The 14,731-nt window shown below is 50.9% G+C and carries 10 protein-coding genes; 2 read left to right on the top strand and 8 right to left on the bottom strand.

Annotated elements, in window-relative coordinates; genetic code table 11:
* Positions 1–29: 29 nt before the first annotated feature.
* Positions 30–1,208, bottom strand: coding sequence for an NAD(P)/FAD-dependent oxidoreductase (locus AC0LWN_RS07805; RefSeq protein WP_474663997.1), 1,179 nt, complete (start codon positions 1,206–1,208; stop codon positions 30–32).
* Between the two features lie 16 nt (positions 1,209–1,224).
* On the bottom strand, positions 1,225–1,638 hold the full coding sequence (locus AC0LWN_RS07800) for a helical membrane plugin domain-containing protein (RefSeq protein WP_474663996.1): 414 nt from the start codon (positions 1,636–1,638) through the stop codon (positions 1,225–1,227).
* Between the two features lie 318 nt (positions 1,639–1,956).
* On the opposite strand from AC0LWN_RS07800, the gene AC0LWN_RS07795 reads away from it, so the two are divergent.
* A complete protein-coding gene (locus AC0LWN_RS07795; protein ID WP_474663995.1) occupies positions 1,957–2,568 on the top strand; it encodes a nitroreductase family protein in 612 nt (203 codons plus the stop codon).
* 69 nt (positions 2,569–2,637) lie between these two features.
* On the opposite strand, the gene AC0LWN_RS07790 is transcribed toward AC0LWN_RS07795, so the two are convergent.
* The 4 genes from AC0LWN_RS07790 to AC0LWN_RS07775 form a co-directional block, all read right to left on the bottom strand.
* The gene (locus AC0LWN_RS07790; RefSeq protein ID WP_474663994.1) at positions 2,638–4,827 is read right to left on the bottom strand and encodes an alpha-galactosidase; all 2,190 of its coding nucleotides are present in this window, start codon (positions 4,825–4,827) and stop codon (positions 2,638–2,640) included.
* A gap of 118 nt (positions 4,828–4,945) precedes the next feature.
* Positions 4,946–5,569 (bottom strand): hypothetical protein, encoded by a 624-nt coding sequence (locus tag AC0LWN_RS07785; protein WP_474663993.1) that lies wholly within the window; start codon positions 5,567–5,569, stop codon positions 4,946–4,948.
* 566 nt (positions 5,570–6,135) lie between these two features.
* A complete protein-coding gene (locus tag AC0LWN_RS07780) occupies positions 6,136–7,074 on the bottom strand; it encodes a bacteriophage abortive infection AbiH family protein (RefSeq protein WP_474663992.1) in 939 nt (312 codons plus the stop codon).
* A 130-nt stretch (positions 7,075–7,204) separates the two neighbouring features.
* Positions 7,205–8,098, bottom strand: a complete 894-nt coding sequence (locus tag AC0LWN_RS07775; protein ID WP_474664161.1) for a LysR family transcriptional regulator — start codon at positions 8,096–8,098, stop codon at positions 7,205–7,207.
* 368 nt (positions 8,099–8,466) lie between these two features.
* Here AC0LWN_RS07775 and AC0LWN_RS07770 point away from each other — a divergent pair, with 368 nt between their 5' ends.
* Positions 8,467–9,207 (top strand): SDR family NAD(P)-dependent oxidoreductase, encoded by a 741-nt coding sequence (locus AC0LWN_RS07770; RefSeq protein ID WP_474663991.1) that lies wholly within the window; start codon positions 8,467–8,469, stop codon positions 9,205–9,207.
* 175 nt (positions 9,208–9,382) lie between these two features.
* Here the strand turns inward: AC0LWN_RS07770 and AC0LWN_RS07765 are convergent, their stop codons facing one another.
* Both AC0LWN_RS07765 and AC0LWN_RS07760 read right to left on the bottom strand, forming a co-directional pair.
* Positions 9,383–13,027: a X2-like carbohydrate binding domain-containing protein gene (locus tag AC0LWN_RS07765; RefSeq protein WP_474664159.1), complete on the bottom strand. Its 3,645-nt coding sequence runs from the start codon at positions 13,025–13,027 to the stop codon at positions 9,383–9,385.
* Between the two features lie 223 nt (positions 13,028–13,250).
* Entirely contained in the window at positions 13,251–14,501 is a 1,251-nt protein-coding gene (locus AC0LWN_RS07760; protein WP_474663990.1) for a purple acid phosphatase family protein, read from the bottom strand.
* Positions 14,502–14,731: the final 230 nt, after the last annotated feature.

Here is a 14,731-nt window from a genome sequence, read left to right as displayed (position 1 = left end):
GGGTGTCTGCTTGGAGGGGAATTTATCGTTTAGTACGCCAGGCTGAACAGGCCTTTAATGTGGGACAAATAACGGATGTTGCTCGCTTCCTTCATGAGCGTTGCAGGCAGTCCTTTCAGCGGTGTTGAGCTGGCGCCGATGATAGCTACACCGTCTTTACGGCCCAGACTGGCAAGCGTGCCCGAATTGACCGGACTAAAAGCTTCCGAGGCGCTGTTATTCAGATAAGCATACAGATTATAGCCGATCAGCTCGCCCATCTGCCAGGCGATTTGTGCTGTTGGCGGATAAGGACGGCCGTCCGGTGCGAACACAACGGCGCTGTCGCCTGCTACGAATACATCCGGGTGAGATGTGGATTGCAGGAATTCATTGACTGTAGCACGTCCACGGTTCACTTCAAGCCCGGATTCGCCGACCAGCGGATTCCCCTGCACACCACCGGTCCACACGAAGGTGTTCGCAACGATTTGCTGGCCATCCTTCAGATCGATTACATTTCCGGCAACATTGGTAACAGGAAGACCCGTTAAGAACTGAACGCCACGGGCGGTCAGGCTTGCTGTCGCACGCTCAATCAGATGATCCGGCAGCACCGGCAGAATCTTCGGACCTGCTTCAACAAGCAGAAGCTTAATTTCCTTGGCATCAACGCCATAACGTTTGGTCAGCTTCGGCAGGACATCGGCAATCTCGCCCACCAGTTCCACACCGGTCAAGCCGCCTCCACCAATAAGTATCGTTGCATCGGCAGGATTTTTTGTTTTGGCGTATTCACGGATACGGTCTTCGATATGCCCATGGATTTTGTTCGCGTCGGCAGCGGATTTAAGCACCATGCTATACTCTTCCAGCCCTGGTATGCCGAAATAAGCTGTAGTACTGCCAAGCGCCACAACAAGCGCATCATACGACAGCGACGTGCCATCGGACAGCTGCACCTGCTTGCTGTCTACTGAAAAGGATTTCACCTTGGCAATTTTCAGGTCAATATCCTTCCCGGCAAAAAGCTTGGACAGCGGCATTGCAACAGCTTGCTCCGCAATACTGCCTGCCGCAAGACGATGAAGCTCGGTGATGATCTGGTGGGTTGGATACTGATTGACAACTGTGATTTTGGCTTCAAATTTGCTCATATATTTGCGCACGTTAATGGCGCTCAGGAGACCGCCGTACCCTGCGCCCAGAATAACGATATGTTTTGACATATTATTTCCTCCGTCCTTATTTTTGTGGATTGCGTTCGCCGCTGATTTGCAGGTATGCGTTCATAAAGCGGAGCATTTTCTGCACCTGCGGGTCCTTGATCATGCGCATCATCCCGAACAGGCTGATTGTCTCGCTGCTCTCATTTGCACGGTCCTTTGCTTCGATCACATTAGCTGCCATTGTTTTGACGGAATCTACCACAGGCTCAGCCAGTTCCTTGATGGCGCCTACAGTGTCACTCTTCAAAACCTCATCCGTTGCAACAGCCTGCACAAAATCAACCGATTTGCTCAAGACACTGACAAGCTGTGTAATCTGGGGCAATTGCTCCACCAGCGTCGTTAATGATTCCTGAACCTCGGGCTTCAAGAGTTGATCCAGAAGCTCATCTTTGGTTAAAGCTTGTGTTTTCGTAATTGTTTCTGACATATCGAGCGCTCCTTTGTATTAGCTTTGTCTCATATATAAATAACAGACCGCTAAATCAATGTGACTATTATAACACTCTTCATGTAATAAACGTCACAATCTTTTTGCCTGTTTTACCTTGTTTTGTGATTAAAATCACTTCTTTTCTGTATTTTTTGATTATTTCCTTGATTTTATGTGAAAATTCACACTTGTAGTATTTTTATCATTGACGAAGCACAATAGCTGTGCTATCTTGAGTAAGTAACATTTAGTAAGTTTATTAATTAATATCAGCAGTTAATAATTAACCACTACATATCCAATGGAGGAATACACATGAGCACTTTTTCAGAACTGGTTCAAGCACGGAGATCGGCCAATAATTTCATTGAGGGCATCAAGATTCCTCAGAATGAGCTGGAGGAAATGTTCTCGCTGGCCCGTCTTGCCCCATCGACATTTAATTTGCAGCACGTCCATTACAAGGTTGTTGCCGATAAGGACTTGAAGGAAAAAGTCCGCGAAGCCGCCTATGGCCAATACAAAATCCATACCGCTTCAGCCGTCATTATCGTGCTTGGTGACAAGAACGCTTATCTGCAAGCACCGGAAATCTATAGCGGCCTCAAAATGCTCGGGGCAATGAGCGAAGATGAATTCAACCGCACAATCGAAGATATTAATAACATGCACGTCGGCAATGACGCCTTCCAACGTGAAGAAGCGATCCGCAATGCTTCCTTGTCAGCCATGCAGTTCATGCTGATTGCTAAGGACAAGGGCTGGGATACCTGCCCGATGAGCGTTCCTGAAGCAGTCAAGGAAGTACTGGGCCTGCCGGACAATCTTATTCCAGTCATGATGATTACGATCGGCAAAGACAACCAGCACAAAATCAGACCGCGCGGCTACCGCAAGCCGGTAAATGAATTTGTGGAGTTCTTTTAATATTTGATTATGCGGAAAAAGGGTCTTCCGGCATTAACGCCGGAAGACCCTTTTTCAGTTGATAACGATCTATATTTTGCGGAAGCGCCACAGAACACTTTGGAAATCTCCGTGCAGCGCAGGCAGCGGCAGCCCCGCATACATGAGATGGTCCCCGCCATATACGCCGCCGCCTTCAAGCCACTGGTAATCGGCCTCTGGATCAAGACCCTTGAGGCGCAGATAATGTAGAGCATCATTAGGCTCGGCCAGCGTGCGGGCATATACGACCACAGCCTCGGATTTATCCTCGGCGGCGATCAGCCACGCCGTCTCGTTGCCCTCAAAAGGACTCAGCAATCTGTACTGCTCTCCGAACTGCACAAGCGGACGCAGCTCTTTATACAGCGCCACCTGCTCCTTCACCGTCGCCTTCTCTTCTTTCGAAAATTTCGTCAGGTCCAGCTCATAGCCGAAATTGCCCGACATGGCCACATGACCGCGCAGCTCAAGCGAAGTATTGCGGTGAACCTGGTGGTTCGGCACTGCTGAGACATGGCTGCCCATAGCGCTCAGCGGATAGACAATGCTTGTTCCGTACTGGATTTTGAGCCTGCTGACGGCATCGGTGTTGTCGCTTGTCCAGGTCTGCGGCATGTAATAGAGCATGCCCGGATCGAACCGTCCGCCGCCGCCGGAGCAGCTCTCGAACAATACCTCCGGGAATTCCGAGGTAATTCGCTCAAGCACGCTGTAGAGGCCCAGCATGTAACGGTGGGCCGTTTCCCGCTGTCTCTCCGGCGGCAGCAGTGCAGACCCGATTTCGGTCATATTGCGGTTCATGTCCCATTTCACATAGGTAATTGGCGCACTGCGCAGCACATCCGCAATCCGGTCGCCAATCGCCCGGCAGACATCCTCGCGTGAGAAATCCAGCACAAGCTGCATCCGGGCCAGCGTTCTGCGGCGCTGCGCCACATGCAGGCACCAATCGGGATGCTGGCGGTACAGCTCACTGTCCGGGGAGATCATCTCCGGCTCAAACCACAGGCCAAACTGAATATCCAGCTTATTCACCCGCGCAGCCAAATCCGCCAGACCCCCGGGCAGCTTCTTTGGATCGACAAACCAGTCGCCAAGCGAGCTGCGGTCATCATCGCGGTGTCCGAACCAGCCGTCATCCAGTACGAACAGCTCCATGCCAAGCTCACTGCCTGCCCGGGCAATGTCTTCAATCTTGTCGGCAGTAAAATCGAAATACGTAGCTTCCCAGTTATTCACCAGCACTGGACGTGTGCGGTCACGGAAGGTGCCACGGGCCAGACGCGTGCGATACAGCTTGTGATAGGTTCTGGACATCGCACCTAGACCCTCCGCCGAGAAGACCAGCACCGCTTCCGGGGTCTGGAACGACTGGCCCGGCTCCAGCAGCCAGCTGAAGTCAAAAGGATTCATCCCGATGGACAAGCGGGTGGTCTTATACGGCTCCACCTCGGCTTGGGCGGTGAAGCTGCCGCTGTAGACAAGACTAACCCCGTATACCTCTCCGTGATCTTCATCAGCCCCCTTGGAGAGTAGGGCAAGAAACGGATTGTGGGCATGGCTGCTCGCGCCCCGGCGGCTTTCGATGCCCTGCATACCGGGGGCAAGCGCTCTGCGCTCCACATAGCGCTCCCGCGCCCACGAGCCTGAAAGGTGCAGCAGGTCATAGCTGGAATCGCGCAGGTCCACGCTCATGCTAAGTCCGCGCAGCAGCTTCAGCGAACCTGCACCTTCGTTCACAAAACGCACAGAACGCGTAATCGCATTCAGCTCGCCAAATACAGTGTAGCTCAGAATAATCCGCAATCCGGCAACAGCATCAAGCAGCTCCAGTTCCAGCGTTTCGGCCTCGTCTTCATGCTCTGTATACGTAGCCGGAAGTCCTTCAAGAGCGGATTTGCCTTTAAAGATACGGTGCTTGTCGTACACTGCCTCAGAAGCCGTCGTTCCATCCGCAGCCTGGATTTGATAGGCCGGATGACGGAAATCCCCCACACCGTATGATGGATATTCCTGGGCAATTGTGTCATACGAGATCGACATATCCTCCGGAAAAGGGCTGGGTGAGAAGGAGCACCGTTCCGTGCGCTGCAGAATGGCGGACAATCCGGTTGCACGGATTTTCCTGCCCCAATATACATGTGCCGGAATGCCGGTCGGCAGCAGTTGAATAACATAGCTGGTTGCGCTGCTCTGAATATGAAAGATACGTTCCTCAGAAAAATATTGAATGCCCATTTGTTCCTCCTAAGATTTTGTTAGCATAAGCCACATGAATTTTCTCTACAAAACTCAGTTTTGTTAGCATATGCTAAGTATATAGTGAAATCGCTTTTATTTCATCTATGCGGAGAAATCATTTGGCATATTGCAGGATCGCAATCGCTGCCCGCTCCCGGCGTTCAGCATCCTCGCTGTACAGAGCGGACTTAAGAACAGCGAGTGCTTCGGCTAACGTCTCCTCATCCACTTTTCCTGCCTTGTCCCCATTCATATTGCCCTCCGCCGTTAAGCCTGCAATCCACAAATCAAAATTTGCCCTTGGCAGCGGACCTGTGTACTGTGAGACAAGCACCTCCCCCGCCATCCACTCCCGCACAGAATGATTAAGCTCAGCAATGGGTACACTCTTCAGCCAGGTCACACCCCGCCGATGGCAGCGTCCATCCCCGGCATTGTCAGAAGCCTCATCATAGAAATAATCACCCAGGTCGCCCAAATACGCCCACTGTTCATCCGCGACCAGCACGTAATCCCCATCCTGCATGCTATGTACAAAAAGCTCCAGACTCTCCAGGCTTGCTTCCAGCTCCCGCCCCTGAACCGCACCGCTCTGAACCAGCCTTCTGCGGATTTCCTCCCTGTCCACATTATCCAGATCACCGATGCCTGTATATCCGATGCAGACATAGTTATCCTGAAGGAACTCTTGTATCCGCTCAATGCAGAGCGGCTGTGTCTTTAGCTGAAACAGCTTCATAGCTCTTCCTCCTTCTGCTATCCTTTATCCCTAGACTATACGGAAATTATACAACAAAAAACCAAGTAAACAGGCGCATAATAGCGCTTACATTAGAATGTAATCAAAAATAGACCCAAATTTAAAGTATTCGCCTTTTTACTAATCCGCTGTCCGGGGGTATAATTCAGGTATCAACTCAAGGAACCATACACTGCAGAAAGGAACAACGGCGGGCAGCTACAATCGCTTCGCTGGGTCACTTTGGCAGATGTACTCCCTGAGCTTGAGACTATATCTTTGATCCTGTCGGTAAAGCTTTCAATCCATCCCGGAACGAAATGGTGCGGGCTTCCTAAAGCTCAAATATTGAAACATCAATCCAATCGTTACCAGGGGATGAATTAGAGAAGATTTAACGGGCAGGATAGGCAAATCTACTGCCGCCTCGGACCGATTTCTACCCGGCTGAGTACAAAGGATAGGATAAGGAGTCTGAGAAGAACATGGGTATAGTGGTTACAGCATAAACCTCTACTATTGATGAATAATCAATAATAGAGGTTTATGTGTGTTTGGGACTCTTTTTATGAGATATGATAAGTGCTGAACTCCCCGCGGAACTTACACCTTCTAATCATCTCCTGGTATTCTGCCCGCTTGTCAGGGCATTCGAAATCATTTAGATACCAGGTGATCTTCGCTGTGTCCACCCTTTTGCAGATCTCTTCAATATAGATTTTATCAACCTCCGCGAAGGAAAATCCGAATGAATAGATACTGTCAACGGAGGATGTAAGCCCCTCAAAAAAATGCTTGTGCTTCAGCATGGCGCCAGCGGTATTTTTCCGGAGCAGCTTCTGAATTTCCTGCAGTCCTTCTTCTGAACCCGTATACATCTCCATATTGGTCTCGTAATAATCTTCATCATTGCCATGTCCAAACAGCAGGTCACCTCCTTGCTCGCCGTGGATATGACAGACATTTTTCGCCCGATACAGGATTTCCAAGGTTTTCGTGTAGTTGAACGTCAGAAAATGATCGTCTTCTGTATTAATAAGTGCGGCAAAATCATCTTTGCATGGGATTGCCTCAATATCCTCAATCGTATCTACCCAATCGGTAAAATAATCAGTAATGCGCCGGGTGGGTTCAATCAGACTATTTACCAAATCTTCAATGTTGAATGCATTCTTGCTATAATCCGGATCTCCGTCTTCATCCAGCTGCTCTTCAATACTATCAATCCATTCGCTAAGGTCCAAAACGCCCAATGAAGTCTCAAGATCACTCCATTTATCCGCATCAGGCTCTACATCGGAAATTAGACGAAGCAAGTAGGATACTGTGTCAACATCGTCATATACCTCATCTCCACGGGGCTTGATTGTACTTTCGGGTACTGTAAAATCATCGCCATCTGACTCAGGATACTCCTCTCTCAGGTATTGATGGAAATGCTCATAGGATGTCTTCATTCTGTGCGCCAAATCAAATCCATTTCCCACAATAAACAGCTTGGCCATCGCAGCTCCTTCTTTCCACAATATTAGGGGGTTATACAGATCTAACTTATCTTATCATTAAAATGTTATTATCTAGTTGTTAATATCAATATAATCTCGTCTTCTCCTTTTGTCAACATTCACCAGCTATTTAGAGGAGAGGCAGCTCCGCCAGCTCCTGCTTCAGAAATTGATACAGGCTCCGGCTGGCCGGATTCAGGGGGTAATCAGCCATTCGGCAGGCTATGCCGCAGGTCATATCCACAGCTTGTCCCTCCAGCTTCCGTAATACAGTTCCGGCTGGTACGGGATGAAGTGTAACCTCCGGTACAAGCGCGATTCCGAGCCCGCTCTCCACGTAGAATTTCAAGGCGGACATACTGCCGATTTCCATCGTGTCCAGCGGCGGGCCGGCAGATTCCTGCAGCACGCTTTCGAGTTTTTTGCGGTAAGGGCAATGGGGTGCGGTAATCAGCAGGCGGTGTCCGCGCAGATGGTCTGCAGTAATCCTCACCTCTGAGGCAAGAGGATGTTCCTCAGGCATTAACAGCACGAACGGCTCCATGAACAGCGGCTCAAAATAGAGCTCCCTTCCCAGCTCCGGGGCTGAGCACAGCACAAGATCCAGCTCTCCGTGAAGCAGACGTTCACACAGCGCGCCCGAACCGGCTATATCTACAGACATCTCCATTTTGGGAAACTGAGACATGAATTTGCGCAAAATTACAGGCAGCCGGTAGCTGGCTGTAGGGTCGGTTGCACCTATACGCACACTCCCCGCTTCACCTGATTTCAAATCGGCCAGGCTGCTCTGCAGCCGTTCCATATCCTTCACAATACGCAGACTCTGTTCGTAGAACAAACGTCCGGCTTCAGTCAAGCTGATGCCTTTTCCGCGTTCAAGCAGTTCAACCCCAAGGCTCGCTTCCAGCTTCTGAATTTGCATCGTGACCGTCGACTGGGCATAATTCAGCTCTTCCGCCGCACGGTTGAAGCTTCCGGTACGGACGATGGCGTGAAAGGTTTTTAATGTTTTCAGGTCCAGAATAGTTCCCTTCTCTCTGCTTCAATTCAAAAAAATTGAACATATCCTTCATTTTATTCAATTATACAAAATCGAAAATGCTTTATAAAATACTCTATGTAGCTGGAGTACAGGGGAATTGGGGAGTGATTGCACTTTCTGCAATAGAATATCAATTATTCTGTGATGAATGACCATCTGCTGTATTTCATACAATAGATTTCTGTAATATGGGGTAAAAGCAGGTTTTCGGCTCAATTTGACTGCACAGAGTGCAATAGATTCTGTTTTCCGGCCGATTCAGAGAGGATCTGCTGCAGAAAGTGCAACAGAAGGCTTCCGGCTGAACTCGAAATAAGCATATTAATTCTGTCAAGGAGTGGATGGACATGGAACTGTCAGGAAAAGTGGCACTAGTAACTGGTGGAGGGACGGGCATTGGTCGGGCAACCAGTCTCGAGCTGGCTAATCGCGGAGCTATCGTCGCTGTTAACTATTCCCGTTCGGAGACGGAAGCACTGGAAACGGTCCAGAAGATCATTGACCAGGGAGGTCAAGCTATTGCAGTACGAGCCGACGTATCTAAGGATGCTGAAGTGCGAAATATGGCAGAACAGATCGCCGGAACCTTCGGGACCATTGATCTGCTCGTAAATAATGCCAGTATTACGGAGCATCTTCCCATGAGTGATCTGGAAGCGGCCACGGAGGAGGTATGGGATGATTTGTTTGATGTGAATGTAAAAGGCATGTTCTTTTGCGCCCGGGCCGCAGCGCCGTATATGAAAAAGAATAAGCAAGGAGCCATCGTCAATCTCGGCAGCATTGCCGGAACTACCGGAGCAGGCTCCTCTCTTCCCTACGCGGTATCCAAAGCCGCTGTGCATGGGCTGACCAAATCCCTAGCCCGCGCGCTGGCCCCGGACACCCGCGTCAACTGCATAGCACCGGGTGCTGTCGCCACCAGATGGTGGGCGGGCCGCGAAGAGCAAATGCGCCAGCTCGCCCCGAATCTGCTGCTGCAGCGCATCGCCACCCCGGAGGATATTGCCCGGTCCATTTGCTACGCTCTAGAGCAGGAGGCTATTACCGGACAGATCATTACGGTAGACAGCGGGCAAACGCTGTAATACTGTACCTCCTTCTACCTGGATGTAAAAGACTGTCGCGATTGAAACAACGATGCGTTCGCGGAGCGTCCTCACCAAGCGCTTACGTATATCTTGCGCAAAAAAACGAGGGGTGTCCCAAGCCACTTGATGGCTTTTTGGGACACCCCTCGTTCAAATTGCCTCCCCCTTTACATTATGAAGGTTCATTCCCCCATACAAGGCTGCCGGCAATATAAGCCGGAGCCTTGCTCCAATCGGCATAGCTAGTACCCGTTGGATCGAAGGAATAGTCGTCTGTCTGCGTGTAGCTGGTCCAGTTCGATTTCACTGCCCGCATCTGGATATCAATGCTTGCACCGGCGGCCAGGGAGCCAGCGGCACTTGTAAAGCCAATTTCCACATAATAATCCGCCCCTGTCTTTGCAGCCGGCATTTTGACAAAAGTGCCGGTCACATTCTCGCTGCCAACCTGGGACCAGTCACAGAAGAAGTTCTGTGTCTGCTCGCCATCAATCGTGTAATAGTATCTTATTTTCACGTCTGACAACGAGATGCTGCTTGTTCCTGTGTTGACCAGCTTGAGTTTTGGATTGATGGCTTGTACAGATGCGGCTTGGTTAACGTTGAACATCTGCACCTTAATCGCACCTGCCGGTGCGGCAGTTGTATCTGCAATAGTGACGGCAAGTGAAGCCGCAGCTCCGGCGCTGAAGTTGAAGCTCAAGGTAGTCGTACCTACCGCTTGCGCGGCCAGATATTCCTTCTTGAGCGTTACAGTCATGCCACTGACGGTATAATCCGTTCCGGCCGTCAGGGCTGCCGCTCCATTCTTGATCGAGCTTAAAGTATTACCATTCAAGGTCAGCGTGACTGGAATGTCCGCCTGATTCGCGGTTTTCTTATCGAAGCTGGCCGTGACCGGCGTGATTGCCGAATTTGCTGCTGCGGTGGTATCGACAACAGTAACAGCCAGGGAAGCTGCGGCTCCGGCACTAAAGTTGAAGCTCAAGGTAGTTGTACCTACCGCCTGGGCAGCCAGATATTCCTTCTTGAGTGTTACGGTCGTGCCGCTGACGGTATAATCCGTTCCAGCCGTCAGAGTTGCCGCTCCGTTCTTGATCGAGCTTAAGGTATTACCATTCAAGGTCAACGTGACTGGAATATCCGCTTGATTGGCCGTTTTCTTGTCAAAGCTGGCGTTAACCGGCGTGATCGCCGAGTTTGCCACTCCCGTTGTATCCGTGACAGTAACAGCCAGCGATTGTGCCGCCCCTGCACTGAAATTGAAGCTCAGCGTGGTGCTACCCACGGCTTGTGCTGCCAGATAGGCTTTCTTAATGGTAACGGTTGTCCCGCTGACGGTATAATCCGTTCCCGCTGTCAGAGTCACCGCTCCATTCTTGATCGAGCTGAGCGTATTGCCGTTCAAAGTCATGGTAACGACGATATCTGCCTGATTCGCGGTCTTCTTGTCAAAGCTGGCGGTGGTTGGTGTGATCGAAGCGCCAGTGGTAGGCGCATTTACCGGGTCAGCGTACAGCGTCCCGCGGCCGTTCGTTCCAAGATAGACCCGGCCGTAAATTCTTGGATCTCCGGTAATCGCCATATTGATCTTGGCATATTGATGGGCATCATCATTAATGCGCACCCACGATGCGCCTGCATCATCTGAACGGAAGACCCCTCTGACTCCGTCGATTTTGGCAACCGTATACAGCGCCATATAGGTCTTGCCTGGGGCGGCCATACCAAAGCCAATCAGATCGGCTTCTTGGACATTCGTCAGCTTGGTGAAGCTTGCCCCTGAATTGGCAGAGTGCCATATGCCATATTTATTTTCAATTGTATTACCACCAGCAAACCAAACATCCCCTTCAATTCCGGGAACGGCTTTCATGCTGACCTGAGCGTTACTCGGCTGCAATCCGTCTACACTGTCGGTTGGCAGTCCAGTTGCCGCTGTAGCACTGAAAGTAGCCCCGCCATCCACACTGACATAGAAGATTCCGGCATAGAACGCATAGAATTTATTCGGGTTCACCCGGTCAGAGGCTATTTTGGCACCTGCAGGAACTCCGGTGCTCGCTGTCCAGGAGTTGCCGGTGGTCTTGGAATAATAGACACCGATATCCGAGGTGCTCCACAGAATGGAGTTGCCGCTCGCAGAGACTGCAACCTGTCCTTGCCCTGCGGTGGTCTTTGCGCCGTTCGAAGGCTCGCCATTAGGCATGTACCAGTTCACGCCGCCGTCATTGGAGATCCCGATAGATTTCATGCTCGGTGTTTTCTCCTTATCGGCTCCGCCTACCCGCACTACGTAAGAAGGACTCAGCTCCGCATAGTCAATGCCTGTCGTAGTCGCCCATGACGGACTGGTCTGGAACTTGACCGGTGCCTGTGTCAGATCCTCATACCGGAAGCCGGAGACGTCGCCAAGCGCCGTGATCAGGTGGGCCGTTCCCGACGGAGGACTGATCAGGCCAAGCACGGCTGTTTCCTCTACGCCTTTGGCCATAACAGAGATATTAACCTTGCCGCCTGTATCCCAGGAGGTCAAATTATTAGATCCGTAGATTGTAGCTCCAGTTCCGTACAGCATACGATTCGAGTTGAACGGGTCAATCTCCAGATCACCCATCATCCAGCCGAGCTTAGGCGACGGATCAATGGAAGTAGGGTTTGTCACTCCATGATCGAGCCAAGGCGCTGCGCTGATGTCCAAATTGAATTTATAGGTACGTTCAGGGTAGAAACCCCAATCCCAGATCCGGCTCCAGGTCGCACCGCCGTCCGTGCTGCGGAAGATCACTTCGTCCGGCCACCAGGCATTGAAGCTGGCTACCATAAGCGTGTTCGGATGCTGGGCATCCAGCGCCAGCCCGCCGAAGCCGTACCAGTTATCCGTACCGCTGGTTGGGCTGATGTTCGTCCAGGCACCGCTGACTGTGTTCAATTTCCATACCTGGCCTTTGCTGCCGTCATACGGCCCTACTCCATTACTGTAGGTAATATATAGATCTCCTGTGGAGGAGAGCTCGCCATGATGAGGAAGATATCCGGTAGGCTGTCCGGGAACTGCTGACCATGTCGCTCCGCCGTCGGTGCTTCGATAGACGCTGTTTGCCGTATCTGCAACGCCGACGTAGATCGTTTGGGTCGCATGGCCGGGAGTTCCTGTTTTCTTATCAAAAGTAATCCAGGATAATCCCACTATGTCACTGCCATACTCAATGTTCGGGTTCTGAACATAGGTACCCACATTCGTGAAGGAGCTTACCTTCGACCAGGTCACTCCAGAGTCTGTGCTCTTCCATAATCCATTGCCGCTGCGTGCTCCGAAAAAGAGGATATTATTCTTGTTCGGGTCAATGACGAGGCGTTCACCGGCTGACCGGCCGGGCATGTTGCCCCCTACCTTGAACGGCAGCGGGGTAGATTGCCAGGTGTTTCCCCGGTCACTGGAGCGCATGATCTGCCCGTTGGTATCCCAACTGTTGGTATATGTTCCTGTAGCCATGTATACCTTGTCCGGATCAACGGGATCGGTAGCCAGCGCATCGACACCGTTCTTATTCCAGTCCACCCAGCCTACCGCATCACTGATGGATATCCAACTGCTGGTAGCTTGATTCCAGCGGTATGCTCCGCCGATGTCTGTCCGCGCATAGATGAGATTGGGTTCGGTCTGATTAAAAATAATACCGGGTACAAACCCTCCGCCCGCACCGGTGACGACACTTTTCCAGTTGTAGGCTTCGCTTGCGGCTGCGCGGGTTGTCGCTGGAAAAGCGGTGAATAAAGAGCTTGTCATAGCGGCCAGCAGGACAGCTAGTCCCATTTTGCGGATACGTTTACGATTCACGTTTTACGCCTCCTATGAATATATTTGATAACGCTTACATTATAATTGGAAAATATTATAATTTGTGAGGGAAAATAGTTGTTTTTTTGAGAAAATCGTCACCTGTTTCCGTACCATTTTCACACTATTTATGTCAAAATTAGTATATTGTCGCACAAAAAAGACCCTTCTGCAGCCTTTCAGAAGAGTCTTGTCATAGCTAATGCTGTAGCACAAACTCATCCAGCTTACTGCCGTCTACAGCATAGGCCTGATAGGTTAGCGTACTGCCGCTCACCGTTATTCCGGCGAACATTTGCTTGTTGTTCTGGAAGTGAACCTTATGGTAGAACTGATCGTTTTTCTTCTCGTTAAACTTTGCGCCGGAAGCGTTGGTGACTACATACACCGTACCTCTTCGGACGCTGCCCGAATTCTTTTGTTCGGGAACGATTTTCCCGCCATACAGCGGATAGGATCTGGAATATTCATGGTTATGTCCCTGCAGCACCAAATCCACCTGATATTTGTCAAAAATCTCCGTCCAATCCTCCAACTTCTTGTAGGTGTTCCCGCCGTAGACAGGACGGTGCATCGCTACGATTTTCCACTTCTTATCCGTGCCCGCAAGGTCCTTCTTCAGCCACTCGGCCTGCTGCTTCAGATTGCTCTCCGTATTCAGCACAGCCACATGGACAGCGCCATAGTCAAAAGAATACGTGGTTCCTGCTATGGAACCTTTCGCCCCGTTGTCCGGCAGATTGAAATGCGAGGTGAAGCTCGCCGCATCTCCGTCCACCTCATCATGATTGCCCGTAACCGGCATGAGCGGCACACCTTTGGTCCATCTCTGCGCATTCCCAAAGAACTGGTCCCAGCCCGCCGACTTCTCCGGCTCCTCCGTCAGGTCTCCGTTATGCACGATAAACTGCGCAGCCGGGAAGGTCTGAAACGCCTTGTCCAGCGTCTTGCCCCATAGCTTGAAGTCGGCTGACGTAACTCCCTGCGAATCGGTGACGTTAATAAAGGTCACGTTGCCGCCACCCGCCTCCGCCGTTCTGAACTCGGCAACCTCACTCCATTCCCCTTCCGCTCCGCTGCCTACTCTGTAGGCATACAGGGTTCCCGGCTCAAGCCCGGCAATCTCCGCTTTATGTACACCTCTTGTGCCAGCATCCGTCCGAATGACCTTATTTGCAGCCTCGGCCTTTAGCGGAATTCCTCCTGTAAAAGCTGCCGCCCCGCCCTTTACAACCTCAAGCCATCCGGCAACGCCGGGATCTGCGGTAAACCAGGTGAAGGCACGGCTCGTTCCGGTGTCACCCTTGAAGGTAGTAACCAAATCGTACGGCATGCCCGAAGAGGCAGCGACTTCCGCCTGTTTCGGTCTGAGCCGCTCCACGCCCAGCGCCAGCACAATAAGTACGATGACAATAATTCCTATGATGAAGAGGATCTTCAAATCCTTCATACTGCTCCTTCCATAATCTGTTTTCGTTATAAGATACTCTCTTACCAAGACAGAAGTCAAATAGACTCCGCCAAAAAGCTCACATATCGCGTCATTTGTTAACGCAATGTAAAAACTTTCAGTTAACATTCAGGCAATTTTAAGAAAAGAATAAGGTACGTCCATTAACATGGGAGCTGGCAAGTTACAGAGATAGAAATTTAAACCAGAAACCAGAGAGAAATGAGGTG

The sequence above is a fragment of the Paenibacillus sp. sgz302115 genome, from assembly GCF_056120445.1.
The sequence above is the reverse complement of the archived record's forward strand: the minus strand, read 5'-3'. Positions and strand labels throughout refer to the sequence as shown.